Origin of the sequence: Pedobacter hartonius (assembly GCF_900107535.1) — a bacterium.
Lineage (GTDB): Bacteria > Bacteroidota > Bacteroidia > Sphingobacteriales > Sphingobacteriaceae > Pedobacter > Pedobacter hartonius.
Window position 1 is genome coordinate 217,452 of the sequence record NZ_FNRA01000005.1, and the last position, 25,560, is coordinate 243,011.

The following is a 25,560-nucleotide window of genomic DNA, read 5'->3' on the forward strand; positions in this document are numbered from 1 at the left end:
CCGGGATTATGTATCAATTAGTTGCAGTTATTTTGCAGCAGCTGCCTGATAAACTCTTACATAGTCCACAAGCATATTTGCAGGTAGCTTGGTTTCATCAATTGTTGATCCGGGGAAATCGCCGCCTACAGCCATATCCAGGATGATAAAGAATGGCTTATGAAATTCATCTGTGCCGTTAATATTATCTTTAATATTTGCGGTATTGAACAGGTTACCGTCAAGATACCATCTGATGCTTGCACTATCCCATTCTATGGCAAATACATGGTAATCTCCTCCGGTTGCTGTTGTCTGGTTACCATACTGGGCATGCCCGTTATTGTCCCAGTGTATGGTTCCGTAAAAGGTATTGTTGGCATTTACATGCTCCATAATGTCAATTTCTCCGCATTTAGGCCATCCTACGGTACTGAAATTTTGTCCGAGCGCCCAGAAAGCCGGCCATAGGCCCTGTCCCAGAGGACCTTTTATACGTGCTTCTAATCTGCCGTACAGAATGCTGAATTTGCCACTGGTATTTAATCTTGACGAAGTATAGGACATCCCGCCCACACTTTGTTTTTTAGCAGTAATAACCAGGTTGCCATTACTCACAGTTGTATTTGAAGCCTGGTAGAATTGTTTTTCATTGTTTTGTCCTTTTCCGGATTCAAAGGTCCACTTGGTCAGATTTACCGCACTACCATTAAATTCATCCGACCAGACTAAGGGGCCTACGAAGCCTGATGCTGTTTTAATGGTTTCATTCAGCTTTGGAATATTATCTGTTTCTGTGTTTTTTTTCTGAGAACCCGCGTCATTTTTGGTACAGGAAACCAGTGCCGCTGCAATTATTATTAATGGTAGGGCAAATGTGGAAATTTTGTTCATAGGTAAATTGTTATTATTTGGTTAATACTTGGTTAGTATAAAAATATAGAAATTATTTTATCAATTTAAAGTGGTCACATGAATACCCCCACATTTGGGGACGGCCGGGCGAAAAATGCGTTACACCAGTTTCATAGACAAGACAGGAAAAGGTTTCCCTATGGCATCAGTAGCAGACCGCTCCGTTACCACAAAACCAAGGTGTCTGTAGAAATCATATGCCTGCGTATTCTGTTCATTCACATCCACTTCCCTGATATGGAAATGCTGATAAACAAAATTAACCAGTGCAAGGCCTATCCCCATGGCCCTGCTGGCAGGTGAAACGAATAAGAGGCGGATGGCTTTGTCGCCCACCCCGATAAAGCCGAGCAGGTTATCGCCCTTTTTTATACCGAACAACCGGAGTGTCCCCAGGTAAGTTCCACTGATCATTGATTTATAGGCTTGTATGTCGGCCTCATTCAGGAAATGATGGGTTGCCCTTACTGAAGATTCCCATACGTTTAGGATTTCGGGGTGGTGTCGGGTACTCAGTTTATCTATTGTATAGTTCTTGAACATCGGCTAAAATCTGGTAACTTTAGAGTATATTCAATTGCTATGCCTAACCAAATAGAAAGCCCCGGATATAATAGCAGAAGTTTGTTCTTCCTGTATATTAAAGCTGCTATATTACTTATACTGCTCTGTTTCACAGGAATGGCCGGCGCGCAAACACATAAGATAAATTTTGTGCACCACACTGTTGAAAACGGGCTTTCACAGAGCAGTGTACTTTCTATTGCACAGGACGGCCTGGAGTTCATTTGCTGCATACAAAAATATTAGCAAGAGGTTAACCATCCAGTCTTTCGATGTGAGGACGCTACAGATCCTGCACAAGACCGAAGCTAAGATCAAACTTTCACTGCTGACTTTTGGCAATATGGATTTAAGCTCGAAACTCAGCAAACAGGGGCTTGACTCTGCAGGGCGGAGAAAAGTGAAACAGGCAATACTGGCTTATGGGAAAGGTGGTGTAGTGGAAGGCCTGAAGAAATTAGTTTTACTCCTGATATCTATAGCCCCTATTTTATCTCTGTTGTCAAGGAAATGGTGGGCAGGTTCATGCAATGAAAATGCTGATCTTACCCTGGACGGTTGGTGAGGTAAAAGATATGGTTGCCCTCGGAGAACTGGGGGTGGACGGTATCATCACCAAATATCCTGTAGCATGGTGGCTGGGCATGAAGACGCGAGGATGCAGGCTAGACGATGTTTTATACGTTCTATAACAATATCCCTGAAATTGCCTGAGCCGGTTTCGTGTTTGTTGATATAATTATTTATTTTAGGGGTATTAGAATCGATTTATAAATATTACACCCCTCTGCGTATGCCTTTAACGGGCATCCGCCTCCTGTCTGGCCGCTCTGGTTGGGCAAAGTAATCCTTACGTGTATTATTTATAGAACATCATGAACCTTATTGATTCAGAAATATCCAATTTTTATACCCGCAGTTCCGAAGAATCCAGGCTTACGCTTGGTCTCGGCCCGCTGGAATTTGAAAGAAATAAAGACCTTATATCCCGTTACCTGCCCGACCGGAAAGGTCTGATTGCAGACATTGGCGGGGGGCCGGGCCATTATGCACAATGGCTTGCTGCGCTTGGGCACAACATACTGCTGGTAGATCCTGTTCCCAAACACATTCAGCAGGCCGAAAGGCGGTCGAAAAGATCAAAATATGGTTTCCGGGCTGTTCTTGGCGAAGCCCGTGCGCTGCCGATGGAGAATAATTCAGCTGATGTGGTGATCCTGCACGGACCGCTGTACCACCTTCAGGATCTGGAAGAGCGTTTGGCCGTGCTCAAAGAGGCACGGCGCATCCTGAAAATCGGGGGAGTAGTACTTGGATTTGGCATTAATCATGCAGCGTCCACGCTAGCGGCGCTTCAAAATGGGTTGATTCATCATGATCAGGTATTTGCCATGTGTAAGCAGGAACTGCTAAGTGGAGAGCATTATCCCCCGGCAGACTTTCCGGGAATTCTTGCACAGGCTTTTTTTCATAGTCCTTCTGCACTGATCAGTGAATTCAAGGCTGCGGGTTTTAATCCAACGGCTGTTTTAGCTGTTGAGGGTATGGCCTGGATGGATCAGCAGTATTTTGAAAGCTGGTCATCTCCGGCAAAAAAAAGACGTTTACTGGAACTGCTTAAACTGACGGAGGCCAACCAGGAGTTGCTTTGTCTGAGCCCTCATATGATGCTGGCCGCAGAAGTGGATCATATGGCGCCTTGAGGAACACCATATCCTGATTTAACTTATTGATGCTTACAGCGGCGGCCGTATTTCCAGTTGATCAAATGGGCGGCCGCAATTGTAAAGCCTCCCAACGGGACAATGAGGGCTTCCAGGGATTCAAAGATAAAATGGCCCGCAGCGATCAGCAGGAACCCTGTGACCAGCACCAGGACCGGCAATACCTTCCTGTGTTTCGGATACGAAATTCTCAGCGAGTAAATACCAACTATCAGGGAAAGGCAGATCATGGAGATCTCCACTCCGGTGTTGGCCAGGAACTCCAGTCCCAGCAGGGGCAAGGCAGTGATCACCAAAGGCAATGCGGCACAGTGTATGGCACATGCAATAGAAGCAGCCATACCGAGGTGATCTAATCTTTCATGTTTTGGGAACGATTTCATGCCGCAAAGTTAAATGCAATTAGATTGCTTTTGTAGTCTGGGCAGAAATATTTGAGCAAAAAGTGGTTTTTATGACCAGGAAATTATTAATGTGATTCATGGCTTTTATTAAATACCCCCCTTAAAGGGGATATTTTGTGGCTGAAATATTATTTACTTTGCAACGTTCGGAATTATAAAATCCATGCTTAGTACTCAGTAAAAGGTATAGGGTTTTTAAATTCTTAAAATAGTTAACTTTTATTACGCTAAATAATTCTGCTGCTGTCGTATATACAACGGTCAGGTACGGGTTAATCAATTCATCCTGTGAAAAAACAGCTCAATTCATCAAACATATGAGATTATTTCTGATCTTCATTCTGTTGTGCAACACAGCTATGGCACAAGGGTTTAATCCCTATTTTACAAAGATAGGGACGGAGAAAGGACTGTCACATAAAAAGATAAACTGTATTATACAGGATAAGCGCGGGTTCATGTGGTTTGGTACCGAGGATGGCCTGAACCGGTATGATGGCAGATATTTCACCGTCTTCAGGAGCGAACCTAATGTTACTTCCTGCCTTTCAGGCAATATCGTTTCAGATATCTATGAGGACAAACAGGGGCTGCTCTGGATAGCAACTGCAGATGGCGGAATGACAAAATATGACTACCGTCAGCCTCCTTCAAAACAATTCAGACAATTTAAACACGACCGGAAAAATCCTGAAGGCATTCCCGAAAATGGCATCAACAAAATTACTGAAGATAATCAGGGAAATCTGTGGCTGGCTACCAGCGGCAGTTATGCAGTCCGCTTCAATAAAAAAACGGAGAAATTTGGCCCTGCACTGAATGAGAAAGATATGGGCACCAGAGGTATCCTCTCCTTTGAAAGCGACCGCAATGATATCCTCTGGGTGGGAAGGATAGGAGGTGGATTGCTGAAGATCAACACAAGGACTCTGGCCTATAAGGAGGATAGACGTTACCATAATTTATATGCCAACTTACCGCATAACACTGTTACTTCCATATTTAAGGACAAGACCAACGCTTTCTGGCTCGGCTCATGGGACAATAAAGTCTATCGTTACTCACCGGACAGGCTGGATATTGGTGTTAGTCCTGAGGAGGCCCCCGCAGGTGTCCCTGCCGATGAAATGGCTTCTTTTGCAGAAGACAATAGCAACAGGATATGGATGGCAGGTAAAAACACAGGGATTACTGTATATAACCGCCTTACACGACAGGTTTATCACTTCAGGCACAATCCGTATGTTGAGGGAACGCTGACAAATGACCATGCCAATGTGGTTTACATAGACCGGAGCGGGATCGTATGGGTGGGTACCGACAATGGTTTAAACAAATACAACCCGCTCTTCTCTCCCTTTGTTCAGTATCCACTGAAGAAGAGGGATGATAATAATGTGATCGTTTATGATTTTTATAAAGATGAACAACAGAAATTATGGATCGGAACGTCTGACGGGATCGTTACCAAAGAGAACAACAGCCAGGTATTAGATTACCGCAATGTTATGTATAAAGGCCAGAAACTGGCGGTTACCAAATTTTTTATTGACCAGGATAAGACTTTTTATATCGGGACGGATTATACACTTTTCAAGTATGATCCTGCAACAAATACCGTTATCCCGCTTCCCCATACGGATGAGGATCCGGTGATGAAGAAACTGTTCAGTTCAAGGATTGTTTCTATCGTCCGGGATACCATCAATAATCATCCCGTATTGCTTGTTTCGCCCTACGGGCATTATCTGGCCTATTATGACCTCAGGGAAAGCAAGTGGGTATCAAGGACAGATTCAGTTCAGCAGATCCTGAAAAGGTACGATATCAAGGACAACCTGATACGCAAATTCTATGCTGACCGTAATGGCAACATCCTGATCGCTACAAATAAGTTTGGTCTTGGCGATTGGCAGCGGGGAGGTATCTCTCCCATAAAATATTATTCCAGCGGTATTATGGATAAAAATTCGATCAGCAGCGATAATATATTTGATATCTATCAGAACAGAGAAGGGAATTTTTGGATAAGTACTTATGGCGGAGGACTCAACTACTTTGATAAAGGCACGGATAAGTTTACACACATCAGGTCTTCCAGTAATCTTACCGAGGGGATAGCGTCAGATGATGAAGACGATTTATGGATGCTATGCAATGGACATGTAAATAAATACGAGATAAAATCAAAACTCTATTCAAGTTATGAACTGCCCTTTCTCCAGAGTTCTGAAGGCTTGATGGGGTATATTTATAAGGACAATGAAAATAACCTGTATGCTGCTGGCGTGAATTATTACATCACATTTAACCCCGGAAAGATTGCCAAGATACCGCCGAACCCTGAAGTTTTCCTTACAGATTTTAAAATCTTTAATAAATCTTTCAGTCACTGGCTGGATCATAAAACCATTGTACTGAACTATTTCCAGAATTTTTTTTCCATAGAATTTTCTGCTCCTGAATATACGGGGGACAATGTATCTTATTCCTATATGCTTGAAGGTGTTGACAAGTCCTGGATCCAGGCCGGAAAGCACAATTCCGCAAACTACACCAATCTGGCCGGGGGAAAATATCGTTTTAAGGTGAAGGCTACCAACTGGAATGACACTGAGGTGTCAAATTATAAATCTATTATTATCATTATTACACCTCCTTTCTGGCTGCGCTGGTGGTTTTCTTCGATAATTGTTATCATTATTTCTACCATTGCTTATTTCTTTTACCGCTACAGGGTGAATACTTTACTGGAACAGCAGGCCATCAGAAACGGCATTGCGCAGGATTTGCACGATCAGATCGGTTCTACGCTGAGCAGTATTTCTGTCTATAGCGAAGTAGCCAAAATCTATCAGGGGCAGGATAAAGCAACTCAGCTGAACAACATCCTGGAAACGATCAGTCATACGGCCAATGAGATGATTAACGATATGGCTGATATTGTATGGGCAATCAACCCTAAAAATGATAATCTGAACAGTATCATGGTTAGAATTGAAAACTTTGCCAGACCCTTGTGTAAGGTTAAAAATATCAATTTTACCTTCAGGCATGTGGCGAAAAGCCAGGCCAATATTGCTGCAACCTGGATCCGTAAAAACCTCTATCTGATTCTGAAAGAGACGATCAACAACGCTATCAAACATGCAGATTGTGCAAATCTGGATGTGGAAGTGAGGGTGGTGGACGATATGTTGTATGCCCGGATAAAAGACGATGGCATCGGCTTTGTCTCCAATGCGGATTTCAGCTATGATGCAACGGGCTCGCTGGGAGGAAATGGAATGACCAATATCAGGTTGCGTGCTGAGGAATTAAAAGCGAAGCTGGTTATTGATAGCAACCCCGGCTCTGGAACAGTAATTCAGCTATCTGTAAGGATAAAATAAATTTTTCAATCTGTAGTATAATAAAATGACAAGATTATGAGCACTCGAATAGCCATTTTTGATGACAATAAAAACATCCGCAACAGTATCATTTTGCTGCTGAGAACAGATCCGGCCTTTGAGGTGGTGGGCAGTTATGGCAGTGCGCAAAACTGCGTGGAGAAAGTTCTGCTCTCTAAACCGGACGTGATCCTGATGGACATTGAAATGCCGGGAATAAATGAAATTGATACGGTAAGACAATTGAAAAAGGAAGTACCACACATCAAGGTTCTGATACAAACAGTATTTGAGGATGAAGAGCGGATACTGGAATTGATACGGGCAGGAGCTGCCGGATATATCCTGAAAAGTGGCCTGAACCAAAGCCTGCGCAATACTATTCTCGGGCTAAACGCAACAGGCCATCCATAATTTATGGATGGCCTGTTGATAATAATACGATTTATTACTTGGTCTTATTGACAATCTTGCCAAGTCCCAGTGGAGTAGCACTTGCTATAGTACGTTGTCCCTGGGCCCATAGGGTGGTGAATTCACCATCCTGAACAGCTGCATTCGGAAGCGCTACCAATACGTTATCTGTACCGGTTTGTCTGAGTTCAAAATTAGCTGTTGCTGTTGGATCAACTTCAACAAAAGGGGAAGCAGTTTTAAATGCTATTCCTGTAGCTGAAGGCACTGCCTTTCCATTCAGAAATAAATCCACACTGCCTGCGTCAGGACTCAGGTTAACAAGACGAACCTTGGCCTTTCCGGCAGCAGGAGCCGTAAAATCATCAGCAATCAGCAGTGTGCTGACAGCCGATGTTGCTGTTTGCGGAACAATGTACACTGAAGAGTTTGTTTTTGGGGCTACACTCAGTGTGCTTGCAAGTATCTCTTTATTTGCGGATTGATCTGTTACCGTTAGTGTTACTTCTGATTTTACTGCGCCGACTGCAGTATAATCGGTGGAGTTCTTGAATGCCAATGCTTTTGGGCCTACCTGGGTACCATTCAGCTTTACTACAAGGTCAGGAGAATCGTATACACCGTTGATCACTTTAACGTTAGTCTGCTGATCCGGGGTAGTTGGATTGTCATCATCATCGCTGCATGAACTAAAAAAAAGAACAGCAGATAAAGCAGCGATACCTGCCAGATTAAAGATAGAAAATTTGTTTTTTAAGATTTTCATAAGCTTGATTGATTTAGATTTTAAAATGTGGACATAAAACATCTGGTGGTGCTGCGATCAGCACCACTATTTTATATTGTTTACACAAAGAAGATATTTTTGACCGGCACTTAAAATCCCCAAAAAAAGGGATTTTCATCCTAAAATTGGCTTTTCTTAAAAACTTTTAATTTCCGTAAGGCTGAAAAAGGCTTTTATATACCCGCAGAGATTACTGCGGCAAAACCTCCATTGCGTACCATTTTGATCTCGAACTTGTCAGCCGCGGTTACCTTCACGGTTTTCTTCCTGTAGTCCATTGCCTGGCGTCCGGCGTTGATGCCGTCTTCAAAATATGTCATGGTATAAGATTTTCCTTTTTCCAGGAAGCCGAAGCTAATCTGAACGATTCTTTCGGTCTCCTTTCCATTGGTAATTCCGCCGATGAACCATTTGTCTTTTTTCCTTTTGGCTACTATTGCAACTTCACCTGCCCGGGCTTCCAAAGCTTTCGTTTCATCCCAGGTAGTGGGTACACTGGTGATGAACTCCGTACAATCCGGATTGCGGTAATAAAGCGTCGGGTTATCGGCCAGCATTTGAATTCCGCTTTCAAATACAACAAATAGTGCCAGCTGATAGGCGCGGGTACCAACACTTGCCGCATTGGGCCTTTCTGCGCTATACACTTCAGGCTGCATGCTGATCATGGCTCCCGGAGTATAGTCCATAGGGCCAACGGCATTACGCATAAAAGGCAGGAACAGGCTGTTGTCGGGTTGGGTTCCGCCCATCTGCTCCATTCCCCTGACGCCTTCATAGGAAATCACATTCGGGTATTTGTATTCGAGGCCTGATGGTTTAAATGCACCGTGAAAATCAACCAGCAACTGGTGTTTTGCTGCTTCTTTGGCAATGTCTTCGTAATAATTTACCATCCACTGATCGCTGCGGTCCATAAAGTCAATCTTAAGCCCTTTTACTCCCCATTCCTGGAAGGTTTTAAACAGGTCCATATGCTGATGTACAGTTAACCAGGTGAGCCATAATACCACACCAACTCCTTTTTCTTTTCCATAGCGGATCAGTTCATGTACGTCAACCTTTGGGTTTGGGGTATAAGGATCGCGGGTGGTCTTTGCCCAGCCTTCATCCATGATGATATATTTGATACCGAATCTGGCGGCGAAGTCAATATAATACTTGTATGTTTCCAGGTTGTAACCTGCAACAAAGTTCACATCCGGCCCATAGGGGGCAGCATCGTTCCACCATTCCCAGCTTGCCTGTCCGGGTTTAATCCAGGACGAATCTTTAATCAGGCTTTGCGAGGCCAGCTTCAGGGTCATTGTATTCTCGATCAGCTGTTTGTCATCGTGGGTGATCACGAAATATCTCCATGGAAAGCTGCGCGTACCATTGGTTTTGGCAATATAGTCGGCCTCTTTGGTGATCTTTAAGCTGCGGTCTCCGTCGTCACCAAATTCCAGAGGGGTTTTTGGGAAAACAGCATGCATCCCATTTTGGCCTGTTCCGCGGAGAAACAGTCCGGGATAATCTGACAGGTCTGACTCGCTGACCAGTATTTTGTATTGTTTCCGCGTATCGATGAGCAAGGGGAGGGTAGACATTTTATCTTCCGGTTTCCAGCCTGCAGAACTCACCGCAGTATATTTTTCCTCATAGGCTGTTTTAAAACTGCCCGGCTGCTGCACGCGGAGTAAATAATCTGAAGGGAAATTAAGTGCAAGATCTTCATTCAACACTTCAATTTCGCCCTTTTTTGTAGTGATGAAACGGTAGGCTACACCATCATCAAACGCACGGAACTCAATAGCGTAATTCCCTTTAAACGTAAGGAGCAGTGAATTGTAATTGTTTCTTACTGTAGAAAACTTCAGTGAAACATAGGGCCTGATCAGCTCATCGCCTGTGCGTCTTTTGGCGCTGATCAGTTTCGGGTTTTGTGCCAGTATCCCGTTCCGCAGCTTTAAGGCGATGTAATTATTGGCAAGCAGGGTTTCATGCCCGGCAGCAACCGTATAATAGAATTTGTCCGTTAATTTGAATGAAATGCTGATCTGGCCGTTTGGAGACTTTAGTGCTAACTTTTCAGCTTTTGCATGCCTGGTTACATTTTCTGTATTGCGCAGTTTTGCTTTGGTCTCTGCCTTTACCGTAGTGGAAAAACAAATTGTCAGTATGATTAACAGTTTCTTCATCAGTTTATTTTTGGTCATTTGAATCAAAAATACTATAAATTGGCAATAGGTTCCGGTATGTATTTTACTTGTTGCAGGATATTGGCCTGTTGAAATTCAGAATTAATACAGTATTTCATTCTTTATTTGTATCATCAAAAAAAAATTAGGCGCTGCCTGCCGGACGGTGGATCATAGAAACAGATAAGGATGAAAATATTAATCATTGAGGATGAAGCAGAACTTTCAGATAGTATCAGTAAATACCTGACTACTGAACAATTCACCTGCGAGGCAGCGTATGAATATCATAGTGCGATTGAAAAAATCCATATGAACGAATATTCCTGCATTATCCTGGATATCACGCTGCCAAATGGAAGTGGCCTTGATATTTTAACTGAATTAAAGAAGATGGATAAGGCAGACGGGGTGCTGATCGTCAGCGCAAAGAATTCCATGGATGATAAAATTATCGGGTTAAATACCGGTGCTGATGATTACCTGGCCAAGCCTTTCCATCTGCCGGAACTGGGCGCCCGTGTTTCTGCCATCATCCGCCGTAAATCATTTGGAGGTCGTAACCAGATTAAAATTGGTGACCTTGTTCTTGATATTTTGGATAAATCACTAAAACACCGCCAGGATGTAGTTCCGCTTACGCGCAAAGAATATGAATTGCTCTTGTACCTGATCAGTAACAAAAACAGGGTGGTTACCAAGGAAGCGATCGTTGAGCATCTCTGGGGCGAAGAGGTTGATATGGCTGATAATTATGATTTTATTTATTCCCATATCAAGAATCTGAGAAAAAAGATGATGAATGCCGGTGCTCCTGACTATATTAAAGTGGTTTATGGCATGGGTTATAAATTTATGATACCATCAGAGTAATGGGAGTGAAATTATTTACGAAATATAACCGCATTAGCATGGGCGCAATGGCAGTCCTGTTTTTGATAGTGGGTGTGGTTTATGATGTGTTGTTGAGCCAAGTGCTTGTCCATGAGGTAGACGAAGCGCTGGGCAAATACGAAAATCAGGTACATAAATACGTAAGTAAAAATGATTCGCTACCTATATTTAAGAATTTTGAGGAAGTACAGGTAGAATACCGGTTGACAGACCGTTACCGTGAAAAAAAAATCAGACAGGCATTTATTTACAACCGTGACGACCGTAAATCTGAAACTTTTCGCCTGATTGTATTTTCACAGCGGGTGAATGGTGTCTGGTATGAAATAACGGTGGCAAAACCCCTGGAAGGCACCAAACTGCTGACCAGAACTTTAGTGTACAGCACATTGGTGATCCTTTTATTAATGATCAGTATTTCTGTTTTGCTGAACCGCTCAATTCTGAAAAAATTATGGCAGCCTTTTTACAAGTCGATGAATGAAATGAAGGGGTTTAAACTGGGCAGCCAGCAGGAGCCTGTATTGCCTGAAACTGATATTGAAGAGTTTTCCATGATGAACGCTATTCTTTCCGGCACGATCAGCGGGGCGAAAAATGATTACCGGATATTGAAAGAATTTACGGAGAATGCTTCACATGAAATCCAGACTCCGCTGGCTATCATCCGCTCCAAGCTGGACCTGGTCATTCAGGATGAAGGTTTGTCAGAAGGGCAAAGTGATAGCCTGAAAAGTGCTTTCGCAGCAGTTAGCCGGCTATCAAGGCTTAACCAGTCGTTGCTCCTGCTTGCAAAAATAGAAAACCAGCAATTTACTTATGTTGAACAGATCAATCTGAAAGACAAACTTGATGAAAAACTGCAGCAGTTCAACGAATTTTGGGATGGTAACCACATTACGGTGATCACCGATCTTCAGGACGCCGGCATTACGGCCAATCCTGAACTGATCGATATTTTATTAAATAACCTTTTGAGCAATTCCGGCAGGCATAATGCTGAAAATGGAAAGATATTGATTACGCTGATACCGGGAAAACTTGAAATTGCAAATACCGCAAAACAGCACAGCCTGGATACAAAAAGACTATTTGACCGTTTTTATAAAGAATCGCAATACAGTAAATCTAACGGGCTTGGCCTGTCCATCGTTAAACAAATCTGTGAACATTCCGGATTAAACATAAGGTACGCCTTCGCAGATCAAAAGCACGTATTTACATTTGAATGGGCTGTTTAAAGCGACGGGTTTACCAGCCATAACTGGCCTCTACAGAAACTCTACAGATTTATATGGTTTTTTTGCCTGCAGACGACCTACATAATGAGATACTTATTTACCTGCCTGTTCATTACCTGTTTTTATTTCGGGGCTATGGCCCAAAAGCAAACCCTTACCGGAACTATATTTTTGAAAGTTATAGATGCTGATACTAAGCTTCCTGTAGATTATGCCACTATATATGTCTATCCGCAGGGGAGCCAGACCATTATGAAGACAGGAACTTCTGATGCCAAAGGTTCTTTTTCTATCGGTAAGCTGCCCTATGGGGAGTACAGGATCAGCATTGGATTTATGGGATACCGGGCCTATAGTGCAGATCATATTATGATCAGCCGGCAAAAACCGGTGGTGGCGCTGCAGGGTCTGCTATTGAGGTCCTCAGAGAAGGTATTAAATATGGTAAACATTACGGCCCAGACACCCGCTGTTCAGAATAAGATGGATAAACTGGTTTATGATCCCGCAAATGACCTGAGTGTCCAGGGAGGAACGGCGATCGATGTATTAAAGAAGGTGCCCACGCTCACCGTAGATATTGATGGTAATATTGAGCTACTGGGCAGTCCGGGGATTAATTTCCTGATCAACGGCAAACCATCCAGTATTTTTGGTGCGAGCCTGAACGATGCGCTGGCCTCTATTCCGGCGAGCCAGATCAAAAACATAGAGGTGATCTCTAATCCGGGAGCCAGGTATGATGCACAGGGTACGGGTGGTGTAATCAATATTGTATTGAAAGATAATAAGGTAAGCGGGGTAAACGGAACAGTGAACCTTTCTGCAGGAACCAGGCTCAGCAATGGTTCCTTTAATCTGAATGCCAGAAAGAACAGCTTTGGCGTAAATACTTTTTTCAGTGGCAATGTACAACACAGTACCACTTCATTAAACGATAAGCGCCTCACGAACAGTGATCAAGTTGACTTGCTTCAGCAGAACGGCTACAGCAGGGTAAAAAGGAACGGTTATCAGACAGGTATTGGAGTTGACTGGAATGTGACTGCTAAAGATAACCTAAGGGCTTCGGTAGGATATAACAGGACAAGCAATAACAGTGTGGATGCGGCAAGCCAGATACAAACTTCATTTGGAAGTGATGGTTTACCTTTATATGTAAACTCCAACCGTAATGCAAGTACTGATGTCAACGGAAATACCCTTCAATGGAGCCTGAACTACAAGAAAAAATTTGCGAAAGAAAGCCAGGAGTTTAGTTTTCTATACCAGTCGGACGTAAATACCAATCATTCCGGTTTCAGCCAGATGCAGGATGATATCAACCCTGTATCTCCGGCAACCGGTGCCAGCAGCAATAGCCCCGGTAAAGTAAGGGAAACTGGTTTTGAGTTGAATTATACACAGCCGTTATCGGAAAATTTCATGATAGAGACCGGCGGAAAGGCATTTCTTAGAACAATCAGCAGTGTTGTGGATGCACAGCTGTATAATGCAGGGGCACAATCCTATGTTCCTGATCCGCTGCAATCCTATAACTTTAAATATAACCGGAATATTTTCGCTTATTATCTGTCGGCTTCCTTCAAAGTTTTTAATGCACTGGATGTGAAAGCAGGGGCAAGGTATGAATATACAGTCAACCATACAGACTTTGCCAATACGGTCATTCCAAATTTTGGATCCCTAAATCCGTCAGTGGTGATCTCTCATCAGATTGATGAAACACAACTCGTCAAAGCCAGTTACAGCCGCCGCCTCGAACGTGCTGATTATGACGAGCTCAACCCCTTTGTGAATCGTAGTGACCCTTATAATATATCTTCGGGTAATCCGGCCCTTAAGGCAGAGATCGGGAATAACTTTGAAATAGGCTACAGCAAATCTTTTCAAAACGGCGCTTCGGTAAATGTTACTGCTTTTTACAGGCATAATGGTGACGATATCAAGACGTTTACAGATTTCTATCCTACCTATCCGGAAGGGGAGATCACCTATACCAATGTCTCTTATACCAGCAGGATCAATACTGGCGGAGAGAACAGGTATGGCACTAATTTATATGCAAGTATACCCCTGAGCAGCAACCTTACACTACGGTCAAACATGCTCATTTCTCATAAGGCGATCATCTTTAATTATAAGGGGCTGGACCAGAATACCGATGGGATGGAATACCGGATGAACCTGAATGTGGCTTACCAGTTTCCCAAAGATTTATCTGCAGAGGTTTTTGGAAATTACAATTCGCCAAAGGTGGGTATTCAGGGTACCAACGCTTCTTTTATCTACTATACGATGGCGTTACGTAAACAGTTCCTGAATAAAAAAGCGAGCATCGGGCTGAGTGCGACAGATCCGTTTAATAAATATATTAATCAGAACGCCACTATTATTCAGGCTGGTAACAGGCAGTATAGCTTAAGACGGGTGCCCTACCGTTCATTTGGAATTACCTTTAGCTATAAGTTTGGCAACCTGAAGTTTGATCACAAAGAGGAGCCTGCGAAAGATCCGGAGATTCCATCATTATAGATCAGCAAAGACAGCGCTAAATTTACCTGCGGCAGAATTTACTGATCTTCGGAGAAAAAGATTTTTGAGGTAAAGATTCATATCGCATCAAAATTCAGAATTTGTACAGAATTGCATAATACCTTTCCTGCTTAATCAATTTTAATGTGTTAAAATGATCTTTAAGGGTAGGTATAGTGTACTGTTTTCGTTCTTTGCAATTTTTATTGTTTGTTCCTTTTTAGTCAGAACAGGTTTATTAATTGCTTCGTTACCGAAAATACACTTTGGCATTACGGCCATTTTTGAATTGTATGTTCTTGGATTTATATATGATTTTGCTGTAGCACTATTCATGGTGGCCCTTTTAAATATTTATCTTTTGCTGCTTCCGTCAACATGGACAAACACAAAAGGGCATAAAATTATTACATATACCCTGTTGTTCCTGTTACTTCTGATCTCTTTTTTCTCCTTTTTTGCGGAGCTCACCTTCTGGCAGGAATTTGAAAGCCGCTTCAATTTTATCGCTGTAGATTATCTTATTTACACATATGAAGTAATCAATAATATCAGTGAATCATACCCTTTACCTTTATTGATAGGCGGTGTGATGGCTATGGTGGCGTTGGTGATCTGGCTGTTTTCCAGAAGGGGAGTATTTGTTGCCGCATTCGGGGGCAATATGCATTTTCGCAAAAGGGCAGTGATCTCAGGAAGTTTACTGTTACTTACGATTGTCTTTCCGGTGGTATTGAGTAACTCTTTTGCTGAAACAGGAAGCAACAGGTACCAGAATGAACTCTCAAAAGCGGGTATCTATTCCTTTTTCGCTGCTTTTAAAGAGAACGAACTGAACTTTTATGATTTTTATCCTGTACTCAAAAAGGACATTGCTTATCGCATCATCAGATCCGAGCTTCATGAGGGGAACAGCCGCTTCCTCAGAAATGGTAATTCCATAAAAAGGGAAATCTCCAATCCCGGACCGGTTTATAAGCCCAATGTGATCATGATCACGGTGGAGAGCCTGAGTGCGGATTTTATGAAGCACTTTGGGAATACACAGCAATTGACGCCGGTGCTTGATGCTTTGGCAGATAGCAACCTGCTGTTTACAAATATGTATGCTACAGGTACCAGAACAGTACGCGGTATGGAGGCTTTAACCTTGTCTACCCCGCCAACGCCAGGAAACAGTATTGTAAGAAGAAAAGGAAATGAAAATCTGAATACCGTGGGATATATTTTCGGGCAGCAGGGCTACCACCGTACGTTTTATTATGGCGGGGACGGCTATTTTGATAATATGAACGAATACTTCGGAAGTAATGGTTTTGACATTACCGACCGGGGAAGAAACATTAAAATGGGAGATAGTTACCTTACCAAAAGGACTATAATCGAAGACAGGCAGGTACATTTTGAAAATGCATGGGGAATAAGTGATGAGGACCTGTATGATGCCGTGCTGCGGGGTTCTGATTTGCAATATAAAGAGGGCAAACCTTTTTACGATTTTGTGATGACCACATCGAACCATCGCCCCTTCACTTATCCATCAGGAGAGATCAATCAGGCTTCGGGTAGCGGCCGGGAAGGTGCTGTACGTTATACAGATTATGCTATCGGGAAATTTATTGAACACCTGAAGCTAAAGCCCTGGTTCAGGAATACTGTTGTGATTATCGTTGCTGATCATTGTGCATCCAGTGCGGGAAAGAACGAAATTGATATCAGCAAGTATCATATCCCGTGTATCATTCTTAATCTTCCGCGGGAGCGTAAGCAGGCGATCACAAAAATGTGCTCCCAGATAGATCTTTATCCGACGTTGTTTGGTTTGCTGGGCTGGACCTATGAAAGTAACCTCTATGGAAAAAATGTTTTGGATACTGCTTATCAGCCCAGGGCGGTACTGGGTACTTATCAAAAGCTTGCCTACCTGCGCCAGGATAGCCTTGTTATTTTGGGCCCTCAGCAGAAGACGGAAACTTTCATCTATAATAAAGAGAAGAATGAACAGATACCTGCGCATCTGTCAGCAGCTGTGGTTGAGAAAGCGATTGCTAACTATCAAACTGCCTATGACCTGTTTAAAAACGGCGGTATGCACCAATAATAAATCCCGAAAATAGATATTAATTCATATGAAAGTACAAATTGGAATGCTGATCTGGAAGGAAATGAAAAGTCAGGGGTTTTCTCATGCAAGTTTTGTCAAGATATTACGTGATAAAAATGTTTTTCTGAAAAACTTCTTTAACATGGAGACTATTGATGTTAACTCACTCATCCAGATCTCTGCGGTATTAAAGACAAATTTCTTTCAATTTTATGAGGCTGATGAGCTGATTACACTACTGCGCGGGGACAAAAATACCCATACCATCTCTTCGTTGAATGAGATGGTTGCCACACAGGACAAACTCTTGCTTACACTTAAAAAGACAATCAGGCAGCAGGACCATTTAATAGCACAGCTGAAAGAGCAGCATCCTGATGAGGAGTATGAAGATCTTAATATTTAATATTACAGGTGGCTGAAATACAAAGTTTCTCCAGTTTTGTACTGTTACTTTATCTGCATCGCTGCACGCGGGTTTATAAAGAGCATCATGAAGTTATTCCATTCAATTAAAAGTTACACTATTGTCCTGGCAACATGTTTACCAGGACTCGTTTCCGCTCAGGTTATGCAACCTGAAAAACCGGATTCGGTTTATACCAGGCAAACTTCAGTAATGAAGATGCGCGGACAAAATCCGCCAACCATCAAGTCCTTTATTGTTCCGGCTGTTCTGGTATCTTATGGATTGTTATCTTTAGGCAATAACGCTATCCGGACGCTGGACTTTAGTACCAAAGCAGAAATTCAGGAAGACCATCCTTTGTTTGCGCATCACCTCGATAATTTTACGCAGTACGCCCCAATGGTAGCTGTTTACGGGTTAAACCTGGCAGGCATAAAGGGCAAGCACGGCATCATTGACCAGACTGCTTTATATATCTTATCATTTGGTATCATGGGCGTTTCTACAACAGCCATTAAGCACTTAGCCGATAGGCCGCGTCCTGATGGTTCCAACAACTATTCTTTTCCTTCCGGACATACGGCTAATGCATTTGCGGCGGCAGAGTTTTTAAATCAGGAGTACCGTGATGTTTCGCCATGGATAGGTTATGCGGGATATACCGTAGCTACGGCGACCGGTGCATTAAGGCTATATAATAACAAGCACTGGCTCAGTGATGTGGTAGCAGGAGCAGGAATTGGTATCGCTTCCACCAAGCTCGCTTACCTGATATATCCCCATCTGAGGAAACTGGTGATTGGCAAGCAGAGTATGCACTATTCAATGGTGCCAACATATCAGCAAAAAGCTGCTGGAATAGCATTTAACGGAACGTTTTAGAGTTAATGCCGTATGTTAAGCGCAATGAAATATTCTAATAATGCTTCCTGCTGTTCTACCAAATATACTATTGGCTGATTTATTTATATAATCTGGAATTTAATAGTACATTCGCCTCGAATTAGTGAGAGCTAGCTGTCACTGATTCGAATAGTTCTTTCTTAAATTTACATCAACAAGTGAGGGTTCTGCTTAACCGCAGAATAATAGGGAACCATGTGAGAATCATGGACTGTCGCGCAACTGTAAGTAACTAAAGTTTTATCAAAAATATCCACTGTTTTTAAAATGGGAAGGATGATAAAATGTTACAAGTCAGGAGACCTGCCTTTTACTGAATTGACAATGCTTTCGCGGTTTGAAGCAAGGATCAAGGTTAAAACAAATGGAACAACTCCTGTTGGGTTGGTGCTGTTTGATATCCTTATACTTTCCCCTCTGCTTTTCTTTCGTATTGCAAGATTTATGAATGGACAAATTCATTTGAACCACATTACATCTATAGCAGCTACACTTCCTTTATGAAGAAAACTCTACTCTTATTAGTTCTGATACTCTGTCTTAACACATTGCATGCGCAACAAAAATATGTGCAGGGTAAAATAATTGATAACGGTACCCGATTGCCCTTAAATGGTATTACCGTTTCCATATATCCCGGAAAGAGAACCGATATTACGGATGAAAGCGGTCATTTTTACATTAAAAATATCACAGTACCGGTTCAGGCGATATCCGTATCAGGGGTCGGTTATGCAACGAAAGAGATTGCTTTCAGTGATTATAAAAACGGGCAAAGTTTGACGCTGAATCCACAGCAAACCCAATTGGCTGATGTAGTGATCTCCGGCAATTTGACTAACCCTTACAAAACGATCAGTGAATCTGATATTAAAATGAGAGATATATCCAATTCGCAGGAAGTGCTGCGTATGGTTCCCGGGTTGTTTATTGGTCAGCATCAGGGAGGCGGTAAAGCCGAACAGATTTTCTTTAGAGGTTTTGATAATGATCATGGTACAGACATCAGCTTGAATGTGGATGGTATGCCTATCAACATGGTTTCACACGCACACGGGCATGGCTATGCGGACAGCCATTTCATTATTCCTGAAACCATTGGAGGTACTACTTATAAAAAAGGCCCCTATGATGCTGAAAAAGGAGATTTTGCCACTACCGGATTTGTTGATTTTCATACTGCAAATTCAATCAGTAATAATATATTGAGAGTTGAAGGCGGGCAGTTCAATACTTATCGGGTATTGGGTATGCTGAACCTGCTGAACGAAAAAGCAAAGGCGAAAAATCAATCCTGGTACGCTGCTTCTGAATACAGGTACAGCGATAGCTTTTTTGATCACCCGCAGCATTTTAAGCGTTTCAACTTTTTCACAAAATATCACGGGCAGGTGGCTGAAAAAAGTTGGCTGACAGTTTCGGCTTCTACGTTATATAGCTCCTGGAATGCTTCCGGACAAATTCCGGAGGATGCAGTAAATGCAGGAATTATTCCATTTTATGGAGCGGTTGATCCCTTTGAAGGTGGTGTGACATCCAGAACCAATGTGAACATACAATTGCTGACATCAATGGATAACCATGATATCCTAAAGAACCAGCTGTATTATTCAAGATACAAATTTGATCTGCATACCAATTTTACATTTTTCCTGGCAGATACCCTTAATGGAGATGAGATCAGACAGCGGGAATCCCGAAACCTGTTTGGTTATAAAGGCAGTTATCATCATGACAGTTATATCGGAAGTACTAAAATAACTACCAACATAGGAATCGATGCAAGGTTTGATGCAACAACAAACAGCGAACTTTCACATACAATTGACCGCTTTACTTTAATTGACCCGATAAAACTGGGTGACGTTACAGAATTCAGTGCCGGTGCCTATCTGAATGAGACTTTCAGGTTTAGTGATCAATTTACGATGAATGCAGGATTAAGGTTCGACCAGTTCTATTACCGTTACAATAACAAGCTTGCCAGTGACAGCACATTAAATGGCGTAGGCATTTATACCGCACATAACAATATGATCAGTCCTAAGCTCAACTTTTATTACCAGGCAACAGATCAAACGCAGTTCTATTTATTATTTGGTAAGGGCTTCCACTCTAATGATGCAAGGGTAGTTGTGACCGAAAAAGGAGTGCAAACGCTACCTGCAGTTTATAGCGCTGATTTAGGGACTGTTTTTAAAACTGCTAAAAACTTGTTGATCAATGCAGCTGTGTGGTATAGCTACCTGCAAAATGAATTTGTGTATGCGGGCGATGGGGGTACAGTAGATTTTAGCGGCCGTACGCAGCGTATTGGTATTGACTTTTCTGCCCGCTATCAGCCGCTTAAATCTTTATATTTTGATGCTGATCTGAACTATGCGCACGGACGGGTGCTGGATGAGCCTGAAGGAGAGAATTATATTCCACTGGCGCCAGTATGGAGCAGCACCGGCGGGGTAACCTATATACTGAAAAATGGATTCAATGGTAGCTTGCGTTATCGCTATTTAGGTAGCCGGGCAGCGAATGAAGATTACAGCCTTAAAGCTGAAGGTTATTTTATCAATGATCTGGTGGTCAATTATACCAAATCCAGATATGAAATTGGCTTAACCGTCAGCAATATTTTTGGTGTAAAATGGAAGGAAACACAATTTGCAACGGAGACGCGGTTAAAAGGACAGGCTCCTGTTAACGGAATTGCCTTTACACCAGGAACCAAGTTTGCTTCAATCCTGCACTTAAGTTACTTTTTCAAATAAATAGTCTGTCCATAAATGAACCTGAACCTACATCTTAAACCGAATTTATAACATGAGTTTTTTAAATATAACACGCCCTTTGCTGGCAGGTATCTTACATTCCTTTGAGCCGGATCATATCACGGCAGTATCTGTTTTGGCGTCAGAACAGGCGATAAGGAAAAAGAGAATCTCATGGGGAGTGATTTTCAGGGCCTCACAATGGGCATTGGGGCATTCCGTTACTTTGCTTGTTTTTGGTGGCATCGCCCTTGCTTTTAAAGCATCCCTGCATCTCTATGTAACAAATATTTCTGAATTTGCAGAGATTGCTGTTGGGCCTATCATGATTTTATTAGGGATCAAAGCGATAAGAAGTAATTACAAAATGGATGAAATGGTGCGGAATAACGAGAAACTGGATGTGCACCATCATTCACCTTCCAGTTCAATTCATTTGCATGGTAAAAATGGAGAAGTAATTGAAATTAAACCCTTAACCCGTTCTTTCTGGGTAGGCATGATACACGGATTAGCCGGAACCGGTGGGGCACTAACTACTGCCCTGGTAATTAGTGCATCTACAATCCAGGCCTCAATTATGGTACTGGTTATTGAATCGGCCGGGATAATTATAACAATGAGTATTTATAGTTATGTGCTGATCTCTACCATGAGCAGATACCTGAAAAAAAACATGGTTGTGTTTAAATGGATAAATGGAATTGCCGGTTTAGGATCTATGATAGTGGGCTGTATTTTGGTTTACCACGTTTTTAATAAGTAAATAATAACTCAGCGTCGGTCCATTACATGTTAAGCTTTTGAAAAGAGCGATTGTAGTTCTTTCTGCCTCGGCAGACAGATCACATACTTTTGTAATCACTGAAGGGAATTTCGCGGCAACTGCATTAAGACCATCCTCGCGTCTTCCGCAAATAATTACGGTATTGTTATCCTGAATAAACCTTTCTGTAAGACCTAAGCCAATGCCACTTGCACCGCCTGCAATTAGAATTTTGTTGTTTGATAAGTTCATTATATTTTCAGTTGCTGTTTAAAATCTGAGAACCAGATTCATGCAGCGTTAGGGTGGTAACAATTATCATCCTGCAAGCGGATGTTTAAGAAAGATCAATACTACCGGAACCAGTAAAAATGAAATTTCTGACAAAGCGTGTTTAATGTCTCCGGCTATCAGGAAACGGATGATTAAAAATAAGAACAAGCATATATTCAAAAGGTTTCCAGCTAAGAATGTTTGAGGTGGAAGTAATAAAAATCCGCCTAAAATAGTTAGGATAGAAAAGAGCTTTAAAGTGGGCTGGCTTAAATTCAATGTTAGCAGAAGATCTGCAACCGGACCCGCGTGGCCAGGTTTTATATTTAACAAGCTCCAGCCATGTTTGGTACCCATGATAGCCGAGAAAAGAATAAGAGAACCGCTGATCATTCTGATGAACATAATTGTTTGTATTTCTGATTCAAAGTTAGCCACAGCCGTGTCTTTAAGTTTGCGAAAATCAATCTATTGTTTAACAGATTCAAATGTCTAAGACAGCCAGATTATTTTCAAACGGATATGCTATATCACTTTGATCTCAGACATAACAAAAATGCACAATGCTGATTCATGCAAAGGCCATAGGCCTGTATGAAGAGCTGATAAATAAAAAAATCTTTATCTTCTAAAGGCCAGGTTCTTCCTGATGCGACTTAATGTTTCCGGTGCCAGCCCCAGGTAGGAGGCAATCAGGTTTTGAGGAATACGTTCAATAATTTCAGGGTTTGATTCAATTAAAAGTAAATACTTTTCTTCAGCAGTGTGCGTGACGGAACTCATCAGCCTGCGTTCTTTAGTCACAATACTTTTTTGATAAAGTATGCGGAAATAGCGATCCATAATGGGGACGGTCAATGTCAATCTTTCGTATTCCGCATGTGAAATCAGCAATACCTCTGAATCTTCTATGGCGTCAATATTAAACATCGATGGCTCACCAGTGAGAAAACTATTGAAGTCAGACAACCACCATCCTTCCCAGCCGAAAACACTCATATGTTCCTCACCCTTTTCATCAACGTTGTAAGACCTTAACATGCCTTTGCATACAAAGGCAATGTTTTTGCAAACATCACCCTCCTGTAAAAGATATTGCCGTTTTCTCAATTTCTTTTGAACGAAAAAGGTTTTTATCACATCCTTATCCCTATCAGTAAGAGTAACTTTTTCCTCTATGTGCCTGAAAAGTACATCGATCATAACTTGAATAGCATTTTAAAACAAAGATAACCTTTTCATCAATAGAATTTACCCTATGCCATGGCAGAAAAGCTCTTGATCCAGATCACCAAAATTACCTGATGCAAGTCAACCGCCAACCTACCGGCTTATGGTAATTTTGTACGAACGATTATTTAGAAAGAACTAAAAGTATATAATGATGATCAAAATAGCATTAGTAGTTGGCGCCAGCGGTATTACCGGCAGTAACCTGGCTGAAAAATTGATTTCAGAAGGATGGGAAACATATGGTTTGGCACGTACACCGAAGGAGGAAATTAAAGATCTTAAGCCTGTTGCGGCAGACCTTTTAAATCCTGAAAGTTTAGAACTGGCTTTGGCTGATATTAAACCCAGTCATGTATTTATTACCACCTGGATGCGTAATGATACTGAGGCCGAAAATATCAGGGTAAATGGGTTAATGGTCAGAAATATTTTAGACGCGTTGTCAGGAAAAGGATCAGTTGAACATGTTGCACTGGTAACAGGTTTAAAACATTATCTGGGCCCCTTTGAAGCCTATGCAAAGGAAGGGTTTCTACCCGAAACCCCACTAAGGGAGGAACATCCGAGAGTAGACCTTGAGAACTTTTATTACGCACAGGAGGATGAAGTTTATGCTGCAGCTGCACGTGACGGTTTTACCTGGAGCATCCACAGGCCTCACACTGTTATTGGTAAGACAGTAGGCAATGCGATGAACATGGGAACCACCCTCGCCGTTTACGCAACGATCTGTAAAGAAACCGGACGCCCTTTCATATGGCCCGGATCAGCCGCGCAATGGAATGGTTTGTCTGATGTTACTGATGCAAGGGTACTGGCTGCACACCTCATATGGGCTTCCACTACAGAAGTTGCACGCAATCAGGCGTTCAATGTGGTTAACGGGGATGTTTTTAGATGGAGCCGTTTATGGAATAAGCTGGCAGCTTACTTTGGCGTGGAACCGGTGGGGTATGGAACCTCAATTCAATCATTGGAAAAAGAAATGGCCGGAGACGCTGATACCTGGAAGCAGATTGCCCAAAAATACGAGTTAAAAGAAGAAGTTCTGAGCAGGTTATCAACCGCATGGCATACTGACCTTGATCTTGGGCGGCCAATTGAAGTAATGACTGATATGTCAAAAAGCAGAAAAATGGGCTTCACTGTGTTTCAGGATACAGAGGAAACATTTTACGAGTTATTCGATGAATTGCGTGCAATGAAGCTTATCCCATAACAACAATGCCAGGGATGACTATTCGGTTATACCCCTGACATTTAATAGACTACAGGCATCTGATTGGCATCCCTGTGGTCTATTAAGTTATTGAGCCGCAGTAACTCAAACTACAATACTCCAAAAAGTTTATTTTTATAATCAATGATTACGGTGTTCTTCAGAAAGAAAACATTTCTTGTTAATATTCAGTATTACCATTGATAAGCAAGGGGATTTTTGGCCTTCCATCATGGAGAATACTCATTATTGAAAACTATAATATAGCTAATGGGAATATAAATTCTAATGTCTTCTCAAATTAATTTGAAATAATAATACTAATCACTTATTGCGCAATAACGGAACTACCGCCAGTGTGACAATGCAATGCGCAACTAATGAAAGTGACAGCGTAAAAACCAGAATCATTGCTTTTTTACTAGTGCTGTCGAAATAATCTAGAAAAGAAGAACGGCCTGATCCGCTATAAAGTAAGGCAAGTGAAAAAACGAATATTCCTGTGATCCATAAAGTCAGGTGTGAATAAAAATAACGGATACGGGCAAGTTTAGATTGACGAAAAGCCGTGAGCAATAAGATCACATGAGCAATAAAAAACGTAATAGTGGCTATTATCAGAACGTAGAACATAGGCGTTGAATGATAAGTTTTTGCTTTATTTTGGTTAAATATTCTATTTAGTTGTAGGCCAAAATAAAGTAGAAATTTCAGATTTACAAAGAAAAAAAATTAATTAAACAACCTATTTTAAATAAATAGATTTAGCTGTTCGGCCAGGGCAGAAGTCGCCAGACAGATATAAATATGCGGATAACAGGATCCCATAAGAAATTAAATAATTATAAATACATTTCCT

General features: G+C 41.9%; 22 protein-coding genes and 1 riboswitch. Of the genes, 13 read left to right on the forward strand and 9 right to left on the reverse strand.

The window, feature by feature from the left end:
* Positions 1-27: 27 nt before the first annotated feature.
* Entirely contained in the window at positions 28-873 is an 846-nt protein-coding gene (locus BLW16_RS11310) for a glycoside hydrolase family 16 protein (protein WP_090556692.1), read from the reverse strand.
* A 120-nt stretch (positions 874-993) separates the two neighbouring features.
* Entirely contained in the window at positions 994-1,437 is a 444-nt protein-coding gene (locus tag BLW16_RS11315; RefSeq protein WP_090556693.1) for a GNAT family N-acetyltransferase, read from the reverse strand.
* A gap of 169 nt (positions 1,438-1,606) precedes the next feature.
* Here BLW16_RS11315 and BLW16_RS11320 point away from each other — a divergent pair, with 169 nt between their 5' ends.
* Both BLW16_RS11320 and BLW16_RS11325 read left to right on the forward strand, forming a co-directional pair.
* Positions 1,607-2,023, forward strand: a complete 417-nt coding sequence (locus BLW16_RS11320) for a hypothetical protein (RefSeq protein ID WP_139298310.1) — start codon at positions 1,607-1,609, stop codon at positions 2,021-2,023.
* Between the two features lie 310 nt (positions 2,024-2,333).
* Positions 2,334-3,161, forward strand: coding sequence for a class I SAM-dependent methyltransferase (locus tag BLW16_RS11325; RefSeq protein WP_090556695.1), 828 nt, complete (start codon positions 2,334-2,336; stop codon positions 3,159-3,161).
* Positions 3,162-3,184: 23 nt separating this feature from the next.
* On the opposite strand, the gene BLW16_RS11330 is transcribed toward BLW16_RS11325, so the two are convergent.
* On the reverse strand, positions 3,185-3,565 hold the full coding sequence (locus BLW16_RS11330) for a MerC domain-containing protein (protein WP_090556696.1): 381 nt from the start codon (positions 3,563-3,565) through the stop codon (positions 3,185-3,187).
* A gap of 338 nt (positions 3,566-3,903) precedes the next feature.
* Here BLW16_RS11330 and BLW16_RS11335 point away from each other — a divergent pair, with 338 nt between their 5' ends.
* Both BLW16_RS11335 and BLW16_RS11340 read left to right on the forward strand, forming a co-directional pair.
* The gene (locus BLW16_RS11335) at positions 3,904-6,978 is read left to right on the forward strand and encodes a ligand-binding sensor domain-containing protein (protein ID WP_090556697.1); all 3,075 of its coding nucleotides are present in this window, start codon (positions 3,904-3,906) and stop codon (positions 6,976-6,978) included.
* Positions 6,979-7,014: 36 nt separating this feature from the next.
* Positions 7,015-7,392, forward strand: coding sequence for a response regulator (locus BLW16_RS11340; protein ID WP_090556698.1), 378 nt, complete (start codon positions 7,015-7,017; stop codon positions 7,390-7,392).
* Between the two features lie 34 nt (positions 7,393-7,426).
* On the opposite strand, the gene BLW16_RS11345 is transcribed toward BLW16_RS11340, so the two are convergent.
* Entirely contained in the window at positions 7,427-8,158 is a 732-nt protein-coding gene (locus BLW16_RS11345; RefSeq protein ID WP_175470555.1) for a DUF4397 domain-containing protein, read from the reverse strand.
* Between the two features lie 194 nt (positions 8,159-8,352).
* Positions 8,353-10,359, reverse strand: a complete 2,007-nt coding sequence (locus tag BLW16_RS11350) for a glycoside hydrolase family 97 protein (RefSeq protein WP_090556865.1) — start codon at positions 10,357-10,359, stop codon at positions 8,353-8,355.
* A 189-nt stretch (positions 10,360-10,548) separates the two neighbouring features.
* Between BLW16_RS11350 and BLW16_RS11355 the strand changes: the two genes are divergently transcribed.
* The 8 genes from BLW16_RS11355 (at position 10,549) to BLW16_RS11390 (ending at position 21,976) form a co-directional block, all read left to right on the forward strand.
* A complete protein-coding gene (locus BLW16_RS11355; RefSeq protein ID WP_090556700.1) occupies positions 10,549-11,232 on the forward strand; it encodes a response regulator transcription factor in 684 nt (227 codons plus the stop codon).
* Complete coding sequence (locus tag BLW16_RS11360; protein ID WP_090556701.1) at positions 11,232-12,494, forward strand: sensor histidine kinase; 1,263 nt, start codon at positions 11,232-11,234, stop codon at positions 12,492-12,494. Before BLW16_RS11355 ends, BLW16_RS11360 begins: the two co-directional genes overlap by 1 nt.
* Positions 12,495-12,629: 135 nt before the next feature.
* Positions 12,630-15,029, forward strand: coding sequence for a TonB-dependent receptor (locus tag BLW16_RS11365; protein WP_175470556.1), 2,400 nt, complete (start codon positions 12,630-12,632; stop codon positions 15,027-15,029).
* A 154-nt stretch (positions 15,030-15,183) separates the two neighbouring features.
* Positions 15,184-17,130: an LTA synthase family protein gene (locus BLW16_RS11370; RefSeq protein ID WP_090556703.1), complete on the forward strand. Its 1,947-nt coding sequence runs from the start codon at positions 15,184-15,186 to the stop codon at positions 17,128-17,130.
* Positions 17,131-17,158: 28 nt separating this feature from the next.
* Complete coding sequence (locus BLW16_RS11375) at positions 17,159-17,539, forward strand: hypothetical protein (protein WP_090556704.1); 381 nt, start codon at positions 17,159-17,161, stop codon at positions 17,537-17,539.
* A gap of 87 nt (positions 17,540-17,626) precedes the next feature.
* A complete protein-coding gene (locus tag BLW16_RS11380) occupies positions 17,627-18,424 on the forward strand; it encodes a phosphatase PAP2 family protein (RefSeq protein WP_245735231.1) in 798 nt (265 codons plus the stop codon).
* Positions 18,425-18,590: 166 nt separating this feature from the next.
* A riboswitch (cobalamin riboswitch) is annotated at positions 18,591-18,770 on the forward strand.
* A gap of 175 nt (positions 18,771-18,945) precedes the next feature.
* Entirely contained in the window at positions 18,946-21,210 is a 2,265-nt protein-coding gene (locus BLW16_RS11385) for a TonB-dependent receptor (RefSeq protein WP_090556706.1), read from the forward strand.
* A 52-nt stretch (positions 21,211-21,262) separates the two neighbouring features.
* Positions 21,263-21,976, forward strand: coding sequence for a hypothetical protein (locus tag BLW16_RS11390; protein ID WP_090556707.1), 714 nt, complete (start codon positions 21,263-21,265; stop codon positions 21,974-21,976).
* Here BLW16_RS11390 and BLW16_RS11395 read toward each other — a convergent pair.
* The 3 genes from BLW16_RS11395 to BLW16_RS11405 form a co-directional block, all read right to left on the reverse strand.
* Entirely contained in the window at positions 21,923-22,228 is a 306-nt protein-coding gene (locus tag BLW16_RS11395; RefSeq protein WP_217631558.1) for an SDR family NAD(P)-dependent oxidoreductase, read from the reverse strand. The two genes, BLW16_RS11390 and BLW16_RS11395, sit on opposite strands and share 54 nt — an antisense overlap.
* 66 nt (positions 22,229-22,294) lie before the next feature.
* Entirely contained in the window at positions 22,295-22,687 is a 393-nt protein-coding gene (locus BLW16_RS11400; protein ID WP_139298311.1) for a hypothetical protein, read from the reverse strand.
* A gap of 183 nt (positions 22,688-22,870) precedes the next feature.
* Positions 22,871-23,452, reverse strand: coding sequence for a Crp/Fnr family transcriptional regulator (locus BLW16_RS11405; protein ID WP_090556709.1), 582 nt, complete (start codon positions 23,450-23,452; stop codon positions 22,871-22,873).
* A 178-nt stretch (positions 23,453-23,630) separates the two neighbouring features.
* Between BLW16_RS11405 and BLW16_RS11410 the strand changes: the two genes are divergently transcribed.
* Positions 23,631-24,701: an SDR family oxidoreductase gene (locus tag BLW16_RS11410; protein WP_245735233.1), complete on the forward strand. Its 1,071-nt coding sequence runs from the start codon at positions 23,631-23,633 to the stop codon at positions 24,699-24,701.
* 324 nt (positions 24,702-25,025) lie between these two features.
* Here the strand turns inward: BLW16_RS11410 and BLW16_RS11415 are convergent, their stop codons facing one another.
* Positions 25,026-25,334: a hypothetical protein gene (locus BLW16_RS11415; RefSeq protein WP_090556710.1), complete on the reverse strand. Its 309-nt coding sequence runs from the start codon at positions 25,332-25,334 to the stop codon at positions 25,026-25,028.
* Between the last annotated feature and the right edge of the window lie 226 nt (positions 25,335-25,560).

Bases quoted from the DNA above. Each gene is read 5' to 3' on its own strand.
- BLW16_RS11310 (WP_090556692.1), bottom strand. From the start codon at position 873: ATGAACAAAATTTCCACATTTGCCCTACCATTAATAATAATTGCAGCG.
- BLW16_RS11315 (WP_090556693.1), bottom strand. From the start codon at position 1,437: ATGTTCAAGAACTATACAATAGATAAACTGAGTACCCGACACCACCCC.
- BLW16_RS11325 (WP_090556695.1), top strand. From the start codon at position 2,334: ATGAACCTTATTGATTCAGAAATATCCAATTTTTATACCCGCAGTTCC.
- BLW16_RS11330 (WP_090556696.1), bottom strand. From the start codon at position 3,565: ATGAAATCGTTCCCAAAACATGAAAGATTAGATCACCTCGGTATGGCT.
- BLW16_RS11335 (WP_090556697.1), top strand. From the start codon at position 3,904: ATGAGATTATTTCTGATCTTCATTCTGTTGTGCAACACAGCTATGGCA.
- BLW16_RS11340 (WP_090556698.1), top strand. From the start codon at position 7,015: ATGAGCACTCGAATAGCCATTTTTGATGACAATAAAAACATCCGCAAC.
- BLW16_RS11345 (WP_175470555.1), bottom strand. From the start codon at position 8,158: ATGAAAATCTTAAAAAACAAATTTTCTATCTTTAATCTGGCAGGTATC.
- BLW16_RS11350 (WP_090556865.1), bottom strand. From the start codon at position 10,359: ATGAAGAAACTGTTAATCATACTGACAATTTGTTTTTCCACTACGGTA.
- BLW16_RS11355 (WP_090556700.1), top strand. From the start codon at position 10,549: ATGAAAATATTAATCATTGAGGATGAAGCAGAACTTTCAGATAGTATC.
- BLW16_RS11360 (WP_090556701.1), top strand. From the start codon at position 11,232: ATGGGAGTGAAATTATTTACGAAATATAACCGCATTAGCATGGGCGCA.
- BLW16_RS11365 (WP_175470556.1), top strand. From the start codon at position 12,630: ATGGCCCAAAAGCAAACCCTTACCGGAACTATATTTTTGAAAGTTATA.
- BLW16_RS11370 (WP_090556703.1), top strand. From the start codon at position 15,184: ATGATCTTTAAGGGTAGGTATAGTGTACTGTTTTCGTTCTTTGCAATT.
- BLW16_RS11375 (WP_090556704.1), top strand. From the start codon at position 17,159: ATGAAAGTACAAATTGGAATGCTGATCTGGAAGGAAATGAAAAGTCAG.
- BLW16_RS11380 (WP_245735231.1), top strand. From the start codon at position 17,627: ATGAAGTTATTCCATTCAATTAAAAGTTACACTATTGTCCTGGCAACA.
- BLW16_RS11385 (WP_090556706.1), top strand. From the start codon at position 18,946: ATGAAGAAAACTCTACTCTTATTAGTTCTGATACTCTGTCTTAACACA.
- BLW16_RS11390 (WP_090556707.1), top strand. From the start codon at position 21,263: ATGAGTTTTTTAAATATAACACGCCCTTTGCTGGCAGGTATCTTACAT.
- BLW16_RS11395 (WP_217631558.1), bottom strand. From the start codon at position 22,228: ATGAACTTATCAAACAACAAAATTCTAATTGCAGGCGGTGCAAGTGGC.
- BLW16_RS11405 (WP_090556709.1), bottom strand. From the start codon at position 23,452: ATGATCGATGTACTTTTCAGGCACATAGAGGAAAAAGTTACTCTTACT.
- BLW16_RS11410 (WP_245735233.1), top strand. From the start codon at position 23,631: ATGATGATCAAAATAGCATTAGTAGTTGGCGCCAGCGGTATTACCGGC.
- BLW16_RS11415 (WP_090556710.1), bottom strand. From the start codon at position 25,334: ATGTTCTACGTTCTGATAATAGCCACTATTACGTTTTTTATTGCTCAT.